Genomic DNA, 22,248 nt, shown 5'->3' on the forward strand with positions numbered 1-22,248 from the left:
TATATCGTGTGGTGCATTTTTAAATATAGAGTGTTGGATTCTAAGGTTTCTAATAAAGATTATTAAAAAAGTTACGTATATAGAAATTATTTTCAAAAGCATATTAGAACAGGATTTATTTTCTAGTACATTAAATGAGATTATGTTTAACATGTTGCTTGCATATATTTGAGATTTAATAAATTGTATATCTTTTAATCAATAACTCTAATTAAACTTATGAAATTATTTGCTTTAATTTTTTAAATCATTTATATAGACCGTAATCTCATTTTCGCTTTCTAAATTTAAAATTTCAGAATGTTTCTCCTTTATACAAACAAATAAACTTCGACAAATACAATCTATATCTGCTGAAAGTTGAATTATAAAATCAACTTGATTATCTCTAAAAGACATTTTTGAACCATGAACATACTTTGACCTAATTCCATAGGCACTTTTAACTCTTTCTATAACCCAAGAGTTTTCTCTTTGACTTTTACTTATTAATAAAGCTGTTCTAGTTCTTAGATTTTCAGAAATTTTACTATTACTTCTTGAGAGGAGTATTTCAAGAAATAAAATGTAAAATACGATTTTAAGAGTTGGTTCAGATTGTGATCGAACAAAGGCAATAAATTGAATACTTCTTGTGATTCGATCATAATTATTGTAAGGATCAAATGTATAGTAATGAAAGACTTTTGAGTTTTGTTCAGTATTAATAATTTGTCCAGCGATAGGAGGCGTAGTAGGGTTAGGTTGAAGAAGTTCTTTTAATATACCCAAAGGATCCATTCCATTTTCTATCTCACTTCTTAAACGCGCATTACGAGGCGATTCATTTAAAATATATTTATAAAAAAATTCAATAGCTTGTTTAAGTTCTATTTGAGAAAAATCAGTTGTATTACTTGAACTTCGAGAAGTTGTGAAATTAATTGCTTTAACATTTGGTAGTAGTAATTCTTTCTCATTGCTGTATAAATATGAATGGCTTAAATTAATAGCATTATCTTTTATTATCCAAGTACAAAAAAGAAATAGTTGAATTAAACGACAATCGTATTCTAACTCACTATCTAAATCATACGAATTTTCTGTCTCTAAATCTTTTATAAGACATACATTATTTATTAAGTTTTTAAAATTTATCTGACCAATCATAACAGAAAAAGTATAGTCAATAGAATCTTGAAGCTCGTTTTCTCCACTTAAAAGATATCCCATTTTATCTTCTGTTAATACTGAGCCAGCTTTAATAGTGTAATCATTCCAAAAATTAATATCTTGAACTTCTGGTATTATTTTCAATCCTTTAAATCCATGTATTACCTTATAGATCATATTAATCCTCCTAAATTAAAAAATATTATATAACTAATTTGAAATAGTTCGTTTACTCTATATAATAAATTAACTATGTGTGTTGTAAAACTTATAGTTTTAGTTTGCTAATTTAGCAATTTCTTTCTACATATTTACAACTGCTAAAACTTTACTTTGACGATTTAGCAAATCTATTTTTTTGATATGTAAAACATGTTAATGTTAATTTAAAGTGTAGCAAAGGTAACGATTTTCGTTGCCTTTTTATTTTATACGAATCTCTAATTATTTAGTAATGTTATGTGAAATAAATTTCTTTATACAACAAAACCACCAAAGGAGCACTCAAACATGTGGATCAGAAGCCAAGACCGTACAACATTTATTGATGCAACTGTCCTAACGTTAGAACTAGAAACTGCTGATCATAAATTTGTAATCTCTGCTTATGCTGGTAACGGGTCTGTTGAATCTGCGTTTACAGTGGGTGAATATGATCAAGAACATCAAGCACAGGATGTACTGCAACGTTTTGCAGTTCATTTACAGACAGGAATGACAGGTGCTTTTCAGGTATAATATAGATTGGCTGAGGTATTGTGATCAACCACTAGAAGGAGGATATGATGAAATTATTTGAGAAACTACAAAAGAAAGTAACTGTGAATGACTATACATTCCACTGCGTGATCGACCAGACACCTTCTATACCTATAGTTAGTGTCAAAATCTATTCTTCCAAAACGTCTCATGTTGAATTTCTTTTTAGTTGGAAAAGAATGTATGATGTTAATCCAAATCGTCCTGTGGTCTGTGCGCGTCTGATTCAGTATGCTATTGATCAGGGATGGGATTATCAAGAAGAGAAGCAAGTTAGAATCTTTGAGAAAAGTGATGATGTAAGTGATCTGTTACAGTTAGAGAAGCTGGATTATACATAACATATTAATCCGCAATAGAGTAAATTCTGTTTATCTTTTGTTACAGGAGGGCGTATGCATACTGAAGATCAGTTTATTAAAAAGTATCATTCTTTGAATGAACAAGAACAGCTCGATTTTTTAAAAGGTTTTGACCAGACATTAGATCAAGTATTAGCTCATTTCTTTCTTTTAATAGCGACAGATACCAATACTGATGATGATATCCGAATAGAAGCAGTTTCCATTTTAGGGTTGTACAAAGGCGATTACGATGATACAGATATCAAAGAAAAGCTTATGACTATTATAAATGCTGATGATACAGAAGATGATAGTCTAATCGTGAGTTGTATCAATACCTTGTCACTACTAACAGTAGATGCCCAAGAGATCGAGTGGGCTTTAACTATGATCCAAAGTGATAATTATAGTTTATTCCAAAGTGCAGCGTTTGCTTTATTAGCTCAACACAAAAATCATCCTAAAGTGATAGAAGCGCTCAAAAGTTTAGTGAATGATAAAAATTATGGAACATCTGCACAACGAGAATTGGCAGAAATAGAAACATAAAAATGATTTAATACTGCCAAAATGTAAAAGAAGTACAGACGTTGGAGGAATAGAATAATGGATGAGGCAAGAATAATTATTGAGCAAAATGTGAAAGGAAGCGAAGGAAGTTTTATTCATGATCTTCATGAACGGAATATTTTTAATATGTCTGCATTTAAAGCTTATGTTGATGCGATCACTCAATTGACTCAGCAGACGCAAGATGACCAAATGATCGAACGTGCTCTTATGGATCAGGTGTTTTTTACATACAGTTATATACTTAAAAGTGTGATCTGGCATCTGGATATGAACGATCATTCATCGATAGAGAATGTAAGCGATGAACAACTGACTGAAATGATCGAACGTTTGGAAACTGTAGTTAGAAAATTCATCCAAGGAAATGCAAAATAAGAGCCAATCATAGTTGGCTCTTATTTCTATGGTAGCATGTATTATTCAATTGCACGATGAAGCATAGGCAACTTTACCAAGACATACTGCTTTTCTAACATTTCAAACCCTTGTTGTGCCACATCATATGTATTTAAATCTATGATCCGATCCAACTTGATATTGCGTGGCTCGTCTTCTTCGCCTGACCAACATGTATACAGTTCAAAATCTTCTGCATCGCCTCGATATTCTTCCATTAGTTTAAATAATTCACGACAACATTTCAGCGAAGCACGATAAGCATCTAAATCCTCATACTGATCTGGATCAGCTTCAATATTAAAGTCGCCTGATTCGGGAGAGATCATGTATATACATGGATGGTGAAAATGTTTTTGCAGTACGCCAGCCCAGCGTGGAATTTCTTGAATGAAAATACCCGCGGCATCTTCTTGCGTCTTATAAATCATGACATCTCGATCAGCAAATGTAGAAAAGTCCACAATATCTGTTAGCGGAACCATACCATCCGCTCGTTGCTTTTCTTGATTGGCAAGATACTCTGGTGAAGTGATCCAATCGCTATACGGAAAGGTGTGAAATATACCTCCTCGCTCTCCTAAGGGAAGCTCATAACTTGATGCAATATAATAGAACCGACTCATTCAATCTTCCTTTCTATCATACGTTTCTTATTTTACTGTTGTAATGTCATTTCTTCTATTTGGTTATTCCATTCAATAGTTAGCTTTATAGGCTTGGAAAATGGATCAGAAGTTTTAGGATTAGTCGAAATAGTAGTATTAAAAGGCAAGGAAGGAGCCGAATCTGTCCCACTTACACTTATAGCATCACTGACCAATTTAAATTTGAAATCATTGATTGAATCTTCTTTACCTATGTATTGAATCGTAGTTTGAACCATTTCTGTATTTTCTTGAGGCGGTATTTCAGTAACTTTAACACTCCAGTTTTTCGTGTTTCCAGAGACCTCTTGGTAATTAGAGCAACCGCTTATTAATATAGCTATTACTAAAATGATCATACATAATTTCATATAAATCTCCTTAGTTTGAATTTGCTATGGTTGTATATTGTATTTTATTTCATGCATCCTAACATTAACCTCACAAATTAACATAGCATACATAGAATCGGCTCCTCCAATCTTCCTTTCTTAGCTATTTATCAACTATACTGTATATATTACCAATAAAAAGGAGTAATACAAAATGATACAAGATGCAATATTTTGGAACTATGTCAAAGATGCTGAGCAAGAATTCAGTGGATGGGATTTCTCATGGGTTACTGAAAATGGAAGAATGAAAGTACAGCCACTATCTTGGAATTTTGAACAGATGATCGTACCGCACATTAAGAAGTCTCAATCGATGTTAGATATGGGTACTGGTGGTGGAGAATTTTTATCAAGTTTGCAACCGTTTCCACCGTCAATCTATGCCACAGAAGCTTATGCTCCTAATGTGCCGATTGCTAGAAATCGCTTAGAACCGTTAGGTGTACAAGTTGTACAGATTGATAACGATAATGATCTACCATTTGCTGATCAACAGTTCGATCTTATTACGAATCAGCATGAAGCGTATAGTCCAAGTGAAGTAAGACGTTTGTTACAAAAAGATGGATGGTTGATGACTCAGCAAGTAGGTGGATTGAATGATCAGCAGATTAATCAACATTTACATAAGCCCTTGAATCAAGAATTTATAGATTGGAATCTAGCAACAGCAGTCTCACAACTCGAACAGAATCATTTTGAAATAGTCTATCAAAAAGAAGAGTTTCCAAGTGAACGATTTTACGATATTGGAGCATTGTTATACTATCTCAAAGCTATTCCATGGCAAATTCCAAACTTTCAACTCGAAGAACATATGGACGATCTATATGCTATTCATTTATTAATTCAAAAGCAAGGTTACTTTGAAGTGAAACAACATCGCTTTGTGATCCATGCACAGGCTAAATAGCTTAGTGAACTCCAATCCTCTATAATGAAAGAGTATCGTCTTTATATGACTCAGTACGGTTAGAATGTGTTAAATAGTATACAACCTGTAATTATAACGCTTCATCCCACTGGAGGAATATCAATGACCAATATTCAAACGATAGGCTTGGCGAAAAGCAAAACAACGCAGTGGCAGACTGTATTAGAAGATCATTATGATAAATTTTTGAGTTATGGTCAGAAAGCAGTTAAAGATTTTAATGATGAAGATGTGCATCAAGCCCGGGTCAATTGTCGTAAGCTGATGACCTTGTTGCGTATTTTGGATGCTTCGGATCAAGCAGGACTGATTCCGTTATTGAAAAAATCGCAAAAAGCACTTGGCAAAGTAAGAGACGCTGATGTGATGATTGATGCTTTTAAAGAAAGAAAAGAAGATGCCAAAGCAGATAATCATAAAGAAGAAGCTGATCTGCTCAAAGCTGTGATCAAAGCTCACAAACAAGAACGTAAAGCATATCGCACCAAGCTTGCCAAAAAGTTACCCAAACTACAAGGCAAAATACTTAAAAAGAAATGGAAAACACTTATAGAAGAACATCTGGAATCGCTGGCAGCTCAAGCTGATGTGAATCGCATTATGCGCGAACTTGAGATCGCTTATGAACAACAGAAGCGTACTTACCGCCAGACCGCCAAAACAGAAGGCATTGATTCAGTCGAAGCTTTACATGAATTGCACCAATTACGGATCGCTGCCAAAGAGATTCGGTATACCGCTTCGGCTGCTGAATTTGCGCTCAGTTCCAAGTTCCGTGATTCGGAAGAAGTATACAAAAATATTCAAACTCAATTAGGTCACATCAACGATAAGCGAGTATGGGTAGAGACATTAGAAGATTATAATCCCAAAAAGCTTAAAGTTAACGAAGAAGTCTGGAATGCATTTATAGAGCAATTACAGCAGGAACTGAATGAAGCTGTACATGAACAACAATCATCATAATAGATGTATTTGTATAAATGAGTGAAGATATACCTGTGTTGAATCTTTAAGATACCTGTACTTTGTATAATATTAGTTAAAACGTCATTTTGAATAGCATTGCTTTTGGCTGAATAGATTCGGGTATATATAGAAGAAACGTTTTTTTATTAAAGGAGCGATAGATATGTCCAAGCGATCATCGAACTGGGTACTTGCTACAGGAGATAAGATTGATCTGAAAAAGATTGATCCTAAAAACACAGGCGAGTACAAATCCAAAGAAGATACCGAAAAAGAAACCAAAGAACTGATGAAACGATTTGAGAAGCTACAAGACAAGCTATTCTCAAGTAAAAAGAAATCGCTTCTGTTTATTTTTCAAGGCATGGATTGCAGTGGGAAAGACGGCGTAATTAATAAAGTATTTTCTATTTCTCATCCACAAGGTGTGCAGACGCATAGCTTCAAAACACCGACTCGCGAAGAAATGGATCATGATTTCCTCTGGCGTGCTCACAAATTAGTATCAGGCGTTGGCTATATTACAGCGTTTAACCGTTCTTATTATGAAGATGTGTTGATTACGCGTGTGCATAAGATGATTTCAGATAAAAAAGCACAACAGCGCTTTAAACAAATACGACACTTTGAAGAAATGTTAGAAGATAATGGCGTTAAAGTGGTCAAAATCTTTTTGCATATTTCCAAAGAGTTTCAATTGGAAAAATTAATTGCACGTATCGAAAATCCGAAAAAGAACTGGAAATTCGATGAAAGTGATCTGTTAGAACGCAAGTCATGGGATACGTATCAAGCGTATTATGAAGACGTATTTGCACATGCAGCAACCAAAGATCATCCGTGGCATATCGTGTCTGCTGATAATCGCTGGTATCGTGATCTAGCAGTATTACAAATAGTAGTGCGTACATTGGAAGATTTGGATTTATCGTATCCTGATCCGAATCCGAAGTTACAAGATCACTTGCCGGACATGTATGCAGAGCGTGAAAAATTATTAAAAGATAAAAAGTAAGCCTATTTATAGTGGAATAAGCTATTTTTTAATACCATAACGAAATCGATAAGCTATGCAAATTCTATAGCATAAGAGAAAAAGCTCTGCCATTTCTACCATACCTATACCAACATAGGAATGAAGAAAGGGACAGAGCTTTTATTTTTTTATATTCTAGATATAGAGAGCATATTTATTACCATTTCAATGTAACAACCGATTTACCCGGAACAGTGTAGTTAGTAGATTGACCATTCCATTGAACTTTTACTGTTTTAGTAGCTGTTTGAGAATTATACAATACAACTACTTTAGTACCATCTGGATTTTTAAAAGCTACATTTTGAATATCATTGGATGAATTGGTATCAATACGTGTAGCACCGGTCACTACAAATTTACTGAAATGTCCTAACAGGTAATATTGTTTGTTATACGTCACTTTATCTTCTGGATTACTGTTGCTGTTATCCGAGTTCTGGATCGTAACCATACCTTTGTTGGTATTGTTATCTCCGATCACACTAGGACCATCTTTTTGATCTAGCGCAGCATTCCACAAAATAATCGATTTGGACCAATTACGAGTAATTCCGATAAATTCATTGATCATATTATCGAATCCTTGAGTTGTTCCATCGACTTTATCATTCCAATCGCCAAATCCACCTTCAGTGAACCAGATGTCTTTATCTGGATGTGCATTATGCATTGAAGTCATAGCCGTATAATCGCCACCATAATGATGGAAAGCACTACCGGCTACAGCGCTAGATTTGCCACTATTTTTAAGCCCTGTAATGACTGTATTCGGATAAGACCAGTTATCATAGTTGTGGTCATAAGTGATCACTTTTGTATTTAGACCCGCATTTTTAATTGCAGGGCTGAGGTAATCACCGATCATGCCAATCTGATCTTGCTCATTCATATTCATACCTGGATAACGTCCTGGCTCAAATAACGGTTCATTTTGCGGAGTTACCGCATAGATAGGAATACCTTGCGCCTGATAACTTTGAATAAATTTCACAAAATAATTAGCATAGGTTGGATAGTATTGCGCTTGTAATTTACCTGTACCGTTTTTATCATTGGTTGTATATTTCATCCATGCTGGAGCACTCCATGGAGAAGCGATGATTTTAAGATTAGGATTTTTGGCAAGTGCTTGTTTGGTCATAGGTATGATATAAGGAAGATCACGTGCAATCGAGAATTGGCTGAGCGAAGTATCTCCAGCCGTATCATCGTAAGTATACGTACTCCATGCAAAGTCGCTAGCACCCATCGTCTGACGTAACATGCTCATTCCTATACCTGTATTTCCAAACAGTCGTTCCATTACCTCAGCACGTTTGCCACTACTTAACTTATAATTCATTAACCATGTCGATGAATCTGTCAAAGAAACACCAAAGCCATCCATCTTCTGATACGTTTTGCCTTCATTTACATTGATCGTATAATCGGCATTTCCTGTAGTGCTACTGAAGTTGATATTAGCTTTTTTGGTAAGACGAGCGTTTGGACTGAGTCCTACAGCAGGTTCCGAATTAGGATCAGCAGTCGTTAACCAGACTTCTACCGATTCATTAGCTGCATACGTCTGCGCAGGTAACGAGATCAATGGTGTAATCATCAACGAGCTTAACAAAACAAGATTAAGGCTTTTTTTGAACATAGACATGAACATATACACCCTCTTCGTATTTTTTTGTAAGCGTTTACTAATATTCGGATTGATATTAGCAAAATAAACCTTTTTTTACAAATGTTTTAGGTCGGTTATATCACAAATCGTAGAAACGCACAGAGGATGAATAGAATTGCCTATACAATTGAAAATAAAAAAGACGACAAAAAACCTCTTCATGATCAAAAGAATAAGAAAGTTCTTATATCGATTGATACAAAAGAGGTTTTTTACTAAGCACATATATTGTAGTGATATTCTTCAAAATATCTTTATATATAGCATTCTATCTTAACGAAGATATAGACACTTATTTAGCAGTTAATGCATATTGTGCACGTTCTGTATTTAATTTAACATGAGTATCGTCTATATGATCGATTCGTAGATCGTGTAGTGCAATTTCATACGTATTTTGTGGCAAAGGCACATTGTCGCCATCTGCATTAGATGTAGAGCCTTCTCCATGTAAGATCAGAGAGCTTTCTACATAATCATCAATAGCATTGTCCTCGCTACGAATATCGACTTCAGTCACTGTGAAATGAACTTCATCTGTATCGTCAAGTTCATGCTTTTCAATAATGATAGTGCGTGTAAGATGATTGTTCAACCAATCAGATAGTGTTTGTACATCTTTTTCGTGTTCCATTATTCATCATCCTTTTGTATTAGAAATAGTATTATGAAGCAAATGAAGTGTTGTAATGCTTTACTTACCCTTTCTCAAGGGGATGGAATCTGGTGATATTTATTTCTGCAAATGCACGAATAGGCAATCAAGTGGGTCTTTTACCATATTTACACATGAAGCAGAATAAGAGATACTTTTTTTAGTCAGTCTTTTTGTAAAAGAATACATTAATGTACAACGTATAAATATAGTATTCACATTATGATTCAACAACCTGATAACAGAGTAAATTAGAGAAAGAGATTACGCTCTGGATAGATAGCTATCCGGGTAGGAGGTTAATCATGAACAATAAGTCTAATCAGGTATTTGATGAAGATATATACACAATGGTTGAGAAACATATCATGTATTGGAATCCTATGAATTTGATTGAATGGTGCTTACCCGATGAATACTCGATTGAAGTTGATCATATTGTCAAAATCCTTCCTTATATGAAGTCTGCCGATGAATTAGGGAATCAAGTGTATTGTATTATGCAAAAATATTTCGGAAGTTATTTCAAACGTTCTTCTGAAGAATGTTATCAAATCGCAGATCGAATCTACAAAAATTTAGAACATATAAACAGCTTAAACACGTCTTTTGTCTCTTTTAATTTATACTTTAACTCTTTTCGAGGGATGCGTAGAGATTGAATATAGATCGATGTAGAAAATAAGAGATCGGCAGAGAAGATAGACACGTATACTGTAGCTTGTTATGATAAACCCAACTGAGAAGTATAGGAGGGCGAATATGAAACAGACTACAGATACAACAGCAATGAACATAGAACAATCTGAACAATACATTACATCTATTGAAGAATTGAGAGCATTTACTGGTGTTCCTCATGAACATATTGTCAAAAAGACCGTTGCGTCTATTGATCCGCATATTGCATACTACTTATCATTATCTTCGTTATTTTTCTTATCTACTTCAGATCACCAGGGCAGATGTGATGTGTCTCCACGCGGGGATGAACAAGGATTTGTCAAAGTGTTAGACGATCAACGGCTTATTTTTCCAGAGCGTCATGGTAATCGACGTGCAGATTCATTGTTAAATATATTAGAGAATCCCAAAGTCGGTATGATCTTTCTAATTCCGGGTATGAATGAAGTATTACGGGTGAACGGTCATGCTCGTATTACCAAAGACAGTGGATTACTGGAACAGATGAATTGGACAGGCAAAACGATGGGACTTGGTATTATCGTAGAGGTAGAAGAGTGTTTTATCCATTGTCCGCGTGCACTCAAAACAGGTAATGCGTGGCAACCAGAAGCATGGGTCGATCAGGAACAACATCCTTCGACCAAAGATATGTTTATCGCTCATTTGAAAATGAATGGGATTGTGTTATAGAAAATATTGAGCAGACTATGCGAAATAGAAGAAGAAGAAAACGATCAGAGTTTACTCTTTTTTCGATCAGAAGAGGACAAATAGGTTTACAGCTTACTTATTCTATGGTATTCTTGCGGAAATGAAAACTATGTCTTAATACCTATATTCTCGCGAAGCACGCGGATTATTCCTTTTATCGGGAGTAGTCCGCTTTTTTTTGTATTCTTATCTTATTTTCAAAATAGATGCTAACTAAATAAGTACTTGGAAGAATCCTATTTATCCCATATAATGATGCAAGTGGTACATGAAGTAGGCGTAAATACCTAGATGTGTAATATTATGAAAAATCTTAGATGTGTAACTGCCTTTGAGTACGTATAAACCATTATCTTACATAATAGAGGAGTATTTTAAAATGAAAAAAATAATCAGTTCGTTATTTGCAGTAGCTACCCTTTCAGTCATGTTAAGCCCGTTGATGCAGACTACCAATGCTACTACATTCAAAGATGTATCATCATCTCACTGGGCAAAAGCAGCTATTGATGAAGCTGTATCAAAAGGATACTTTAAAGGATATGCAGATGGAACATTCAAGCCCGGTGCTCAAGTAACACGCGCTGAATTTGCTGTTTTGTTAGATCGTGTCTCTTCGAATGAGAAAGCTGAAGGCAAAGGTACTTTTACAGATCTTACAGGCAACTGGAGTGAGAAAGAAGTGAATGAAGCGATAGCGAAAGGATTTTTGACTCCTTCGGATTATCCAAACGGCTTCAAGCCAGCCACACCACTTACACGTAAAGAAATGGCAAAATGGATGTCATCTGGTCTCGCAACATCTAGCGCAGATTACAAGCAAGCCCTAAATGATACAGCAAATACTGTTGTACCTGTAGCAGAATATTTCAAAAAAACTATGAATCCAAGCGAATATCCGTATGTCTCCCTAATGATCGGCACAGGTCTAATGTCTGGATATGCAGATGGAACTTTCGGAGCTGGCAAAACCACCACACGTGCAGAAGCAGCAGTAATTTTAGTACGCTTAGCAAATGTACAAAAGCAATCGGCAGATTCATTTGTAGGCTTGAAAGAGTTAAGAGCGGTAGGGACGACAGGAACGAATATGGAAGTGATCACACCATTTAGTAGTGGAGTGACTTCTTTTAAAAATGTTCAAGGGAAAAAAATGAAATTCCGTAATGGAGCAGGTTACTCAAGTTTGAATTATTTGATATTTGTAGATAGCCGGGATTGGAACAACAAAAAAGGTATCTATGCACCTGTATTTTTAGGGAAAGAAGATAAAAAGTATAACTATAATAATGTCTATACATTATTTGAGAATCAAACTATTTACCCTACAGCTAATGATTTCGGACTATCTCATTATATGAATAGTAGTCTAAGTAAAATTGCAGTAGGCTCAGCTATACAAAATACTTTACCTAATAAATATGGATATGCAACTTTACCAGTATTTGAGACAAAAGAGGTATTCAAGAAATATATTAATGATAATAATGGCGCAAATTTATGGGTAGCTAATAATATTTTAATATCGAGTCCGGATGCTTCTTATATAACAACAGATGGATCAAGGTTTATTGTGTTAGATAACAAATAATTAAAGGCGGTTAATATGAAACCAGTATTTATATTATTTTTTGTTGTAATTGTATTTTTTTCTGCTCAAAATATAATATATTCGGCAGAAGAAACAAATTATCCAAATAATATTGAATTAGTACCAGAACAACCAGCGAAGCTTCAAACATTAAAGATACCCTTAAAAGGAGCATCTACACCGCTACCTAAAGTTGTCTGGACACAAACAGACGATTATAAATGGACTGCTTCGAGAAATGAAGGTATGGACAACTATAAAGTAGAAGGAAAAGGAACCGGAAGAAATGCTCGTCCTGTTCCTACAGAAGTAACAGATAAGATTACTGTTGAAAAATATCCACCAGAGGATATGCATGATACACTTGGACAAGTTTATAATCAGAAGTATATTTCTGATTTAGGTTTCGAAACTATAGATGAAGTTCCAATTAATAGTTATGAGTTAAAAAGTCTAAAGTACAAAAAAGGTGATATTTTTGCAGTTATTTCTACTGAAACTGGTTATGATTATGTTAATAATGAAATTGGAGTATTTGCAAAACGCACAGATGATACAGAAAAACTGTGGGTAGCATACTATACTCCTTTAAATATCAATTACACCGGACATGTCATCGAAAAGAAAGAAATTCAAGTCAAATCAGATGCGACTTTACAGATTGATGATACGGAACAATTGACTGCTGAAGTGCGTACCAAAGCTTACAATGAACAAGAATTTACAGATAACTGGATTGATGTAACACATCGAGATCAGACGAAATGGGAGTCGTCTGATCCTGCGATTGCAAGTGTAGATCCTGCTACCGGAGAAGTCACCGCCCATGCTACAGGAACAGCGCAGATTACAGCATATTGGACAAAAGATCCTTGGACTCTTAAAGATAGTGCTACTATCACTGTGGGTGCAGCCGAAGAGCCACCGACAACAGGTCCTTCAGCAATATGTACGGTTCCTCAAGCAGGTCAGCAATTAACTGGCAAATACATGGATCCGATGGTATCCGCGATGATCAAAGCTGATCGACGAGGAAGCGAAATGTTCGATGTTGCTCAGGGGATTCCTACTTCAGAAAGTTTATATGGTAATGTATTTGCACTGAATTATCTTTCTCAACATACCTTTACAGAATATACAGGCGAATGTACATATCGAATATCGGTTAAGCGAACGTACAAATTAAAATGGGATCATGGAGAGAAGAAAGATACCAAAAACGTCAATTACTCATTTAATATTCAGCGACCTTATTCATTTTGGAAAATAGATCAATTGGGAGTATACGGAATTAAGCAAACTACGCTGAACAACTATGGTTTTGCAGATAATAAGATTATTATTTCTCCTAACAACTATGTAACGCCTTATTATTCAGCGTTAACGACTGGCAATTACTATGCTCCTGAGAACCCTGGTAACCAGAATGGCGGTACCAAAAATATAACGAAAAGCGGCAGTGGTCGTCCTACAATTCCAGATGAAAGCAGTGATATGAAGAAAAAGGCAGAAAATGCTGTAGATGATGTAGAGGTCGAAAATGACTTTTTGAAATTTAATAATGAAGTGATTATGGATAGTACACGAACGATCGAAAAAGGGCCAACACCTAAAGCAATGCCTGCACCTACTATGATTGGGAAAGATATATTATATAGCTCCAACCATATGATACCCAAAACCAAAACAAATCTAAAAAACGCACCAAGTACCGGAACAATCGAATATGATGTGCTACCCGGTCATATTAAAGGAGGAGCTAATCAGACGTTCCCGATCAATGGTATCAATCCGGTTACAGTGCATACACCTGTCGTCAATTATTCATTGGTATCTGATGATCAGAAGCATAATCAGAAAACAGTACCTGATATTTATCGTTCAGCCCTTATTTTGGATCGCCCTTTTTCTGTGCGTATTCCAACCACTGGACAACATACAAATTATCCAGGTTACGGTTATCGAGATTATGCAAAATATGTACGTACTAAGCAGGTTCAATTTCCTTTTGATGTCTACAACAAAGAGCAGACTACATTTATTCCCAAACATACATGGATCGATGTACCTGTTAATCAATTAGACACGACATTCTTTTTACCTGTCTGGGTGGATGAGGGGAAATATGATGTTTTATTCCGAACGATTGCAGAAAATGCCCCTTCATCTTTTACTGTCCAACATCATGCTAACATCACTCTAGATAACCATGTAGCTGTTGAAAGTATAGCTGTAGAAGTGATAGGGCGGGTGTATGATTTTCATATTACAGATATTGCAGATTATGACTGGCAGATCGTATTTCGTCCATGGCAAAATCTAGCTGTACCGCAAGAAACTTCGTATTGGGTAGGAGATAAAGGGATCGATGGAGAACCGCGCGGAAATACAGCGCCTTATGTATTGCCTGTACGTCAGGGAAGTCATCCTTTTTATCGAAATTTAGCTGTTAAAACAGGATATCATTTCAAATTTGATCTCAAAACGAAAGGTAATATGTTCGGCGAAGCAGATGGTATTCGAATTACACCAACATTTCGCTATGTTCCGCGTCAAGGAGGGACTTCTTTTCCTGTAGATCTATATTATTCAACAGATACAGACAATTTGATTCGAATGGGATCACCACAAGATACGGTACAACGCTATACTATTTTGAATGATACAACTCGCCATGTGGCTGAAGAAGAATTAAAAAATACAGCATTATATATGTATGATCTTCTCTTACAAGAGCAAGCCATATCGCCTTCATCGAGCAAAGGTAACAAAGCTCAATCAAGTACAGTTTCTCCTTCATTTTGGACTATCGTCTGGGAACGTGCCGCTTCTTCAATCTGGCAAAACCTGACCGGATTATCTTGGGAAATTGTAGCATCGAAGCGTGATCTATCGTCTTCTACTACGATCACTATTCCGACAAGTGCAGAAGAAGCGATAACGATGTTTGCAGAAAATAGTCGTAAGCGCAAAGTGAATATCGGCAATTTCACACATTTATTATTGACTCAGCCATTACGAACATTGATCGGGCCACAACAACATTTACCTGAAGGGAACAATACTATGCGTTCTTTAGCAGCTGTACAGAAATGGTATGGAGAATATAGTTTGCCTTCAGATGTATATGTAGTTAAACAAGGAACTGCTTTGCAAGAAATGGTAGGTTCCACGAATACCAATCGTCAACCATCGGCTGAAAAAAATGAGGATTCTAGTAAGCAGAATCATCCAGCTAGCAGCAGTGCTAAAGGATTAGATGAACATTCATCAGTCTTTTTAAAAGATGGTTATATTATTGTGAATTTTGATATCGAAACGATCCAAAAAGGAGATACCGATCATCCTCATCTTCAATACATTCATGCACCTTTAATGAATCAATGGCAACTTGAAGGATTCCAACAACAGTTCAATGATCCGTGGGGATTTCAATTCCAATTACAAGATGGAGATGTAATTTTCTATCATGCTAATAAAGGCAGTCGAGATGACTTCCAATCTTCAGTCACACATTAGCAGGTATTAATCATTTATAAAGTATGATTAGGAATAACTAAGAAATAGAACGAAAGATTATAGAAATAACAAACGACAATGTTCGCTAATTTATGGTTATTAAGATCAAAAAGAAGAATTAAGGAATGAAAAATCTTATTTATACGAACTATTATTAAAATAAGTGCTTGACCGTTCGCTTATTTTTCTGTAAGATACCACTGTAGCCTATTGAGAGTGATATGCGCTACAGTGGTATTTTAATGTATAAATGTTATAAATTGCTTGCTATGTTTAGTAATCATTTTACATTATGAATATTATGGCAAAGTAAAATGTCTTACTTTGTTCGATAACTTGTTCATTATGATTTTAATTATTAGTTATATCTTATATATTCGTATATCCCCGAAAATAAGGTTTGGGGGTTTCTACAAGGGACCATAAATTCCTGACTACGAATAGTGTGCTTTGGCATATCTATTCAACAGTCAGGAATTTTTGTGCTTTGACCCCATATTATTCATCTTAGGAGGACATTATGAACCATTATGATTGTATTGTTGTAGGCGCAGGACCAGCAGGAATTTTTGCATGTTATGAATTGACTCGTCAAGCACCAGATTGGAAAGTATTGTTGATCGACAAAGGGCATGATATTCATCGCCGTAGTTGTCCAATCATGGAAGAGAAGATTCAATTGTGCCCGCCATCGGCTGGTAAAAAAGATTATGCTGGTTGTCTACCCGCTTGCTCAGTAACCGCAGGTTTTGGTGGTGCAGGTGCTTATAGCGATGGCAAATTCAATATCACTACTGAATTTGGAGGTTGGTTAACCGATTACCTTTCTCCTTCGAAAGTGATGGAATTGATTCGTTATGTGGATGATATCAATCTAGAACATGGAGCCACTCCTAATATTACTGATCCTACAACAGATACGATTCGTGATATCGAGCAACGTGGATATGCATCCGGTTTGAAATTGCTACGTGCTGAAGTTCGCCATTTGGGCACAGAACAGAACTTAGAGATTTTGAAATCCATTTATAGCTATCTGACTTCACGAATCGATATGGTGTTCAAAGCAGAAGTGGAAGATATTATCACGACCAAGATAGAAGGCAAGCACCAGATTACAGGAATCATGACCAAAAAAGGTGAAACATATGAAGCTCCTATGGTGATGATTGCGCCCGGACGTGATGGTTCAGCGTGGTTAACTGAAATTTTGAAAAAGCGTCGTCTGAAAATGTACAACAATCAGGTGGATGTAGGTGTACGTGTAGAGACATCTGATGTGGTGATGCGCCAGATCAATGAACATTTATATGAAGGTAAATTTATTTTTAATACATCGGTAGGGACAAGAGTAAGAACATTCTGTAGTAATCCATCCGGTCATGTTGTAGTCGAGAACCATAGTGGTGTTATGGCAGCCAATGGTCACTCTTTCAAAGATCCAGTGTTGGGATCTAGCAATACGAATTTTGCTTTGCTAGTATCACATAAATTTACAGAGCCGTTTGATAAGCCTAATGAATATGCTCGTGAAATCTGTCGTCGTGCTAATGATCTTTCTAGTGGTGGAGTGATTGTACAAAAATACGGTGATATTCTTCGTGGTCGTCGTTCGACAAGAGAACGAATTAATGAAGGATTCTTAGAACCTACACTTAAAGAAGCTGTTCCGGGTGATCTGGGATTGGTATTGCCTTACAACACAATGAAAAGCTTGATCGAAATGGTCGAAGCGCTGGAAGGTGTAACACCAGGGATCGCTTCTGAACATACATTGTTTTACGGTGTAGAAGCGAAGTTCTATTCTGCACGTCCCAAGTTAGATGAAAATTTAGAAACTGAAATTGATGGATTATATTGCGGTGGAGACGGAGCAGGCGTGACACGTGGTCTAGCACAAGCAGGTGCAGCAGGAGTATGGATTGCTCGTAATATGGTTACCAAAGCAGGAACAACTACGAAAGTGCCAGCTACTGTTGTATAACATCCAAAGCAAATCGTAATGATAAAAACAACAAAATAAAATATGTAGAAATAAGTAAAGATCAGATCCCTTTGATATGAAGTGGATTTGATCTTTTTGCATGATATCGATTTTGATAGTACATCGCCTCTATGTCTGTTATATCTATGATGTATACATGTATTGTTAGAACTCATCGGTTATATCCATGATGTATACGTGTATTGTTGGAACTCACCGATTATATCTATGATGTATACATGTAATATTAAAACTCACTAGTTATATAAATGTCTGCTTTTTCCTTGAGCGTCTATGATTATGTCATTCCTTATTTGCTCTATCTACAAGGAACATGGTTCAATAGAATTAATCCATGTAAAGTATAATTATAGTTAGATTTATACAGATCAATCTATACATAGAAAGGAGTATACAACCTTATGACATGGGTAATGGAACCGCTAGGAGATTCAGCAGTAGTGATCGAATTTGGAACCACTATTGATAAGTCTATTTTAGAAAAAGTAACAGTAGCTGTTGCTGTCATAGAGCAACATCCATTTGACGGTTATATAGAGTGTATTCCTTCTTTTACTACAGTAACGGTGTTTTACGATCTGGATCAGATTAATTTGCATGATCTATACTCATGGACAGAACAGCAGAATGCTGATAAGGAAGTGTCTGTTTTTGATTATGTATGTTTTCTAATTCGGCAATCGTTGGTATCGATCATATTACCGTCAGAGGATAATATACAATCAACTTCTAGCGCTGAATCACAATATCGCAATCACGTTATTCAACCTGTGCATAAAGTAACAGATATTCCTGTATGTTATGGCAATGAATATGGACCTGATCTGGAATATGTAGCTACTTATCATCATCTTTCGGTCGAAGAAGTGATCGCTATTCATTGTAGTTATGAATATTTGATTTATGCGATAGGATTTGCGCCTGGATTTCCTTATATGGGTGGAATGTCGACAAAGATTGCTACTCCTCGTAAAGCAACACCTCGATTAGTGATTCCGGCAGGTTCGGTCGGTATTGCGGGTACGCAGACAGGCATTTATCCATTAGCAACACCGGGTGGATGGCAATTGATTGGTAGAACACCATTGACTCTTTTTCGACCGAATCAGCATCCACCTGTTTTGTTAGCAAGTGGGATGTCTATTCGTTTTCACGCGATTGATGAGGAAGAATATCACTATTTACAGCAACTCCATCCTTTAGCAGAAGAGGGGATATGATGACTATTTTGATTCACAAACCAGGACTGCTCTGTACGATTCAAGATCGTGGTCGAAAAAAGTATGGGAAATATGGAATAAGTATCAGTGGAGCAATAGATACATTTGCACATCAAGTTGCGAATCGCTTAGTAGGCAATAACGAAGATCAGGCAACATTAGAGATTACGTTATCAGGATGGGTGGGCGAATTTCAAAGTGATCAATGGATAGCGATTACAGGCGGTGATCTTGGTGCACAGATCGATGGAAAAGAAGTTCCTATGTGGCGTCCGGTATGGGTGCGTCAGGGAAGTATACTTGTATTCAAACGTGTTGTTAACGGGTGTCGTGCTTATCTGGCAGTAAGTGGTGGTCTGGCTATAGATAAAGTGATGGAAAGCAGGAGTACGTATTTGCGTGCAGGTATAGGAGGGTTAGAAGGAAAAGGGCTAAAAAAGAACGATAGTATTCATATCCAAAAAAGTAATCTTCGACCCCCATCTTCTGCTGATCTATCTACAGATCCTTTTTATTCTTTTCACTGGTCTGTAGCCTATTCGGTACTGCCTCATTACTCTCAATCTCCTGTCATACGGATCATTTCAGGTAGACAATGGGATGATTTTACCAAACAAAGTCAACGATTGCTTTGTGAAAGTGAATATCAGATCACACCACAATCTGATCGAATGGGTTATCGTTTGCAAGGCGCTACATTACAATTACATCAACCGCATGAATATATATCTGAAGCAGTGGTGGATGGGACAATTCAAGTACCTGTCGATGGACAACCTATTGTGTTGATGGCAGATCGCCAGACATTAGGGGGTTATCCCAAAATCGCACATGTTATTACAGTAGATCTACCTGTGCTGGCTCAATTGGCACCGGGTTCATCGATCCGCTTTGATCGGATTACGTTGGCAGAAGCCCAATCGTTATCTATACATAAGCGTCATCAACTACAATTACTGTATCGAACGATAGATGAAGCGCTACGTCCGTTGACGATTGGATAAGTAGTAAGTGATAGCATATGCTTCAATCAGGAAAAGTATAAACAAGTACAAAGTCATTCGTGATGAAAAGGAGAACCGTATGCATACGATAGATATCAATTGTGATATGGGAGAAAGCTATGGTGCGTATATGATAGGAGCAGATGAACAACTATTTCCATACATTACATCTGCAAATATCGCTTGCGGATTACATGCAGGTGATCCGGGCGTAATGCGTCAATCTGTGCAATCTGCTTTGAAATATGGAGTGAAAATTGGAGCACATCCTGGATTACCTGATATACAAGGATTCGGACGGCGGAAGATGGATATTTCAGCAACAGAAGCATATGATCTGATTACTTATCAGATTGGAGCATTAGCGGCTTTTGTACAGCAAGAAGGTGGAGTATTACATCATGTCAAACCGCATGGTGCTTTGTATAATATGGCTGCACAATCACAAAGTCTAGCAGAAGCGATAGCACAGGCTATATATCGTTTCGATCCCAAGTTGATTTTATATGGACTAGCAGGGAGCGCATTGATTGATGCAGGCAAGCACATAGGATTAACAGTAGTGAATGAAGTATTTGCGGATCGTACGTATGGCGATGATGGTCAGCTTACATCCAGAAGTGATCCACTTGCCTTGATTACAGATACAGAGCAAGCGGTACGTCAAGTCATCCATATGATCCAACAGCATAGCGTTATATCGACCAATGGAAATTCTATTCCACTTATAGCAGATAGTGTCTGTATCCATGGAGATGGTCAACATGCTGTAGATTTTGTGAAAGAGTTGAAATCAAGATTAGAAGCCGAGCATATTCGTATTCAACCTGTTATGCAGATCAAATCATGATTAGATAATCATTGATATAGAAATGCTATATATTGAAGTAAGGTTTGATAGAAAAGGGGTCAAGACGTTGTGTAAACAATCTATATCTTTGTATCTAAGTGAGGACGATTCTACGATAGAGTCACCTCTTCATTATATTTATACGTATGCTTGTCATGAAGATGAAGTCGAATTATGTGATCTAGAATTGCACTCATTATTAGGTCATTCACCACAGACCCGTTATATCAAAAGCGATATAGCGATAGCACCGAATCGAAGTCCTTTTATTCATTATCGTATTGCAACGCAGTATGAAGCGTCTACACTAGAACAATTGGAACGTATCGTTCAATCGATTGAATTAGAAGATCAGACTTTTAAATTAATATGTATTGCTGCTGAACAGCTATTCACTTATGAAGAAAAGCGTCTGTTAGAACGTCGTATCGGTATGAATATTAAAGGAACAGCTCATATGAAACAGCCGCAAATTTTATTGGGATTAACATTTGCTGATCAACGATGGATTGTTGGAGAATGTATAGCTTCTGAACCGATCTGGCTTCACCATAATGATAAGCCCAGACATTATTCAACTGCACTTAGTACAAGAGTAGCTAGAGCAGTAGCCAATATTGCTGTGCCACAACCACAAGGGATGACAATGATTGATCCTTGTTGTGGTATCGGAACTGTTCTGATCGAAGCATTATCGATGGGAATCCAGATTGTAGGATATGATCTTAATCCTTTGGCCGTACAAGGAGCAAGAGAAAATCTAATACATTATGAGATGCCAGATATTGTGAAGATTGCTGATATGCGAGCATTGGAAGGACGATACGATGCATTGGTTTTGGATTTGCCTTATAATCTGTGCTCTGTTCTAAGTCAGCAGACAAGATTAGAGATGCTTGCTAGCGCCAAACGACTGGGCGAACGTATTCTTATTCTAGCGACAGAACCTATTCAAGAATCAATCGCAGAAGTAGGTCTGCAAATACTAGAAGTCTGTCATATTCGTAAAGGAAAATTTGTACGCTATCTATTTATTTGTCAATCTTATCAAGCGGATATGAGACTATAGATGCAATTTTTACTATTTATTCGACCATTGGATAAAAAAACTGTAAATTGTGTGTGA

21 protein-coding genes and 1 riboswitch are annotated in these 22,248 nt (G+C 36.4%); of the genes, 16 read left to right on the forward strand and 5 right to left on the reverse strand.

Annotation, left to right across the window (positions count from 1 at the left end; genetic code table 11):
• Positions 1–234: 234 nt before the first annotated feature.
• The gene (locus tag PQ456_RS09725; protein ID WP_273615931.1) at positions 235–1,329 is read right to left on the reverse strand and encodes a HEPN domain-containing protein; all 1,095 of its coding nucleotides are present in this window, start codon (positions 1,327–1,329) and stop codon (positions 235–237) included.
• Between the two features lie 333 nt (positions 1,330–1,662).
• On the opposite strand from PQ456_RS09725, the gene PQ456_RS09730 reads away from it, so the two are divergent.
• From PQ456_RS09730 to PQ456_RS09745, 4 genes are read left to right on the forward strand one after another with little or no spacing between them, the layout of a single operon-like run.
• Complete coding sequence (locus PQ456_RS09730) at positions 1,663–1,890, forward strand: hypothetical protein (RefSeq protein ID WP_273615932.1); 228 nt, start codon at positions 1,663–1,665, stop codon at positions 1,888–1,890.
• A gap of 47 nt (positions 1,891–1,937) precedes the next feature.
• Positions 1,938–2,252: a hypothetical protein gene (locus tag PQ456_RS09735; RefSeq protein ID WP_273615933.1), complete on the forward strand. Its 315-nt coding sequence runs from the start codon at positions 1,938–1,940 to the stop codon at positions 2,250–2,252.
• A 54-nt stretch (positions 2,253–2,306) separates the two neighbouring features.
• Positions 2,307–2,804, forward strand: coding sequence for a hypothetical protein (locus tag PQ456_RS09740; RefSeq protein ID WP_273615934.1), 498 nt, complete (start codon positions 2,307–2,309; stop codon positions 2,802–2,804).
• A 57-nt stretch (positions 2,805–2,861) separates the two neighbouring features.
• Entirely contained in the window at positions 2,862–3,203 is a 342-nt protein-coding gene (locus PQ456_RS09745; RefSeq protein ID WP_273615935.1) for an Imm41 family immunity protein, read from the forward strand.
• A 41-nt stretch (positions 3,204–3,244) separates the two neighbouring features.
• On the opposite strand, the gene PQ456_RS09750 is transcribed toward PQ456_RS09745, so the two are convergent.
• Both PQ456_RS09750 and PQ456_RS09755 read right to left on the reverse strand, forming a co-directional pair.
• Entirely contained in the window at positions 3,245–3,850 is a 606-nt protein-coding gene (locus PQ456_RS09750) for a hypothetical protein (RefSeq protein ID WP_273615936.1), read from the reverse strand.
• A 32-nt stretch (positions 3,851–3,882) separates the two neighbouring features.
• Positions 3,883–4,242: a hypothetical protein gene (locus PQ456_RS09755; RefSeq protein ID WP_273615937.1), complete on the reverse strand. Its 360-nt coding sequence runs from the start codon at positions 4,240–4,242 to the stop codon at positions 3,883–3,885.
• A 175-nt stretch (positions 4,243–4,417) separates the two neighbouring features.
• Here PQ456_RS09755 and PQ456_RS09760 point away from each other — a divergent pair, with 175 nt between their 5' ends.
• The 3 genes from PQ456_RS09760 to PQ456_RS09770 all read left to right on the forward strand — a co-directional run bounded on the left by PQ456_RS09760 (position 4,418) and on the right by PQ456_RS09770 (position 7,184).
• Entirely contained in the window at positions 4,418–5,179 is a 762-nt protein-coding gene (locus tag PQ456_RS09760) for a class I SAM-dependent methyltransferase (RefSeq protein ID WP_273615938.1), read from the forward strand.
• A 123-nt stretch (positions 5,180–5,302) separates the two neighbouring features.
• Complete coding sequence (locus PQ456_RS09765) at positions 5,303–6,166, forward strand: CHAD domain-containing protein (protein ID WP_273615939.1); 864 nt, start codon at positions 5,303–5,305, stop codon at positions 6,164–6,166.
• 166 nt (positions 6,167–6,332) lie between these two features.
• Positions 6,333–7,184, forward strand: a complete 852-nt coding sequence (locus tag PQ456_RS09770; protein ID WP_273615940.1) for a PPK2 family polyphosphate kinase — start codon at positions 6,333–6,335, stop codon at positions 7,182–7,184.
• Positions 7,185–7,362: 178 nt separating this feature from the next.
• Here the strand turns inward: PQ456_RS09770 and PQ456_RS09775 are convergent, their stop codons facing one another.
• On the reverse strand, positions 7,363–8,856 hold the full coding sequence (locus PQ456_RS09775) for a glycoside hydrolase family 30 protein (RefSeq protein ID WP_273615941.1): 1,494 nt from the start codon (positions 8,854–8,856) through the stop codon (positions 7,363–7,365).
• Between the two features lie 316 nt (positions 8,857–9,172).
• Complete coding sequence (gene ymzB / locus PQ456_RS09780) at positions 9,173–9,514, reverse strand: protein YmzB (protein ID WP_204824395.1); 342 nt, start codon at positions 9,512–9,514, stop codon at positions 9,173–9,175.
• A gap of 326 nt (positions 9,515–9,840) precedes the next feature.
• Between ymzB and PQ456_RS09785 the strand changes: the two genes are divergently transcribed.
• From PQ456_RS09785 to PQ456_RS09825, 9 genes are all read left to right on the forward strand, one after another.
• Complete coding sequence (locus tag PQ456_RS09785) at positions 9,841–10,197, forward strand: hypothetical protein (RefSeq protein WP_273615942.1); 357 nt, start codon at positions 9,841–9,843, stop codon at positions 10,195–10,197.
• A 127-nt stretch (positions 10,198–10,324) separates the two neighbouring features.
• A complete protein-coding gene (locus tag PQ456_RS09790) occupies positions 10,325–10,912 on the forward strand; it encodes an MSMEG_1061 family FMN-dependent PPOX-type flavoprotein (RefSeq protein WP_273616291.1) in 588 nt (195 codons plus the stop codon).
• A 400-nt stretch (positions 10,913–11,312) separates the two neighbouring features.
• Entirely contained in the window at positions 11,313–12,524 is a 1,212-nt protein-coding gene (locus PQ456_RS09795) for an S-layer homology domain-containing protein (protein WP_273615943.1), read from the forward strand.
• Positions 12,525–12,539: 15 nt separating this feature from the next.
• A complete protein-coding gene (locus PQ456_RS09800; protein WP_273615944.1) occupies positions 12,540–16,043 on the forward strand; it encodes a DUF5704 domain-containing protein in 3,504 nt (1,167 codons plus the stop codon).
• 357 nt (positions 16,044–16,400) lie between these two features.
• A riboswitch (purine riboswitch) is annotated at positions 16,401–16,500 on the forward strand.
• Positions 16,501–16,563: 63 nt separating this feature from the next.
• Complete coding sequence (locus PQ456_RS09805) at positions 16,564–18,027, forward strand: NAD(P)/FAD-dependent oxidoreductase (RefSeq protein WP_273615945.1); 1,464 nt, start codon at positions 16,564–16,566, stop codon at positions 18,025–18,027.
• Positions 18,028–18,449: 422 nt separating this feature from the next.
• Complete coding sequence (gene pxpB, locus PQ456_RS09810; protein ID WP_273615946.1) at positions 18,450–19,268, forward strand: 5-oxoprolinase subunit PxpB; 819 nt, start codon at positions 18,450–18,452, stop codon at positions 19,266–19,268.
• Entirely contained in the window at positions 19,268–20,272 is a 1,005-nt protein-coding gene (locus tag PQ456_RS09815; RefSeq protein WP_273615947.1) for a 5-oxoprolinase subunit C family protein, read from the forward strand. Before pxpB ends, PQ456_RS09815 begins: the two co-directional genes overlap by 1 nt.
• A 79-nt stretch (positions 20,273–20,351) precedes the next feature.
• Positions 20,352–21,122, forward strand: a complete 771-nt coding sequence (locus PQ456_RS09820) for a LamB/YcsF family protein (protein ID WP_273615948.1) — start codon at positions 20,352–20,354, stop codon at positions 21,120–21,122.
• Between the two features lie 67 nt (positions 21,123–21,189).
• The gene (locus PQ456_RS09825) at positions 21,190–22,191 is read left to right on the forward strand and encodes a TRM11 family SAM-dependent methyltransferase (RefSeq protein ID WP_273615949.1); all 1,002 of its coding nucleotides are present in this window, start codon (positions 21,190–21,192) and stop codon (positions 22,189–22,191) included.
• Positions 22,192–22,248 lie beyond the last annotated feature (57 nt).

The organism is Paenibacillus kyungheensis (genome assembly GCF_028606985.1).
Lineage (GTDB): Bacteria > Bacillota > Bacilli > Paenibacillales > Paenibacillaceae > Saccharibacillus > Saccharibacillus kyungheensis.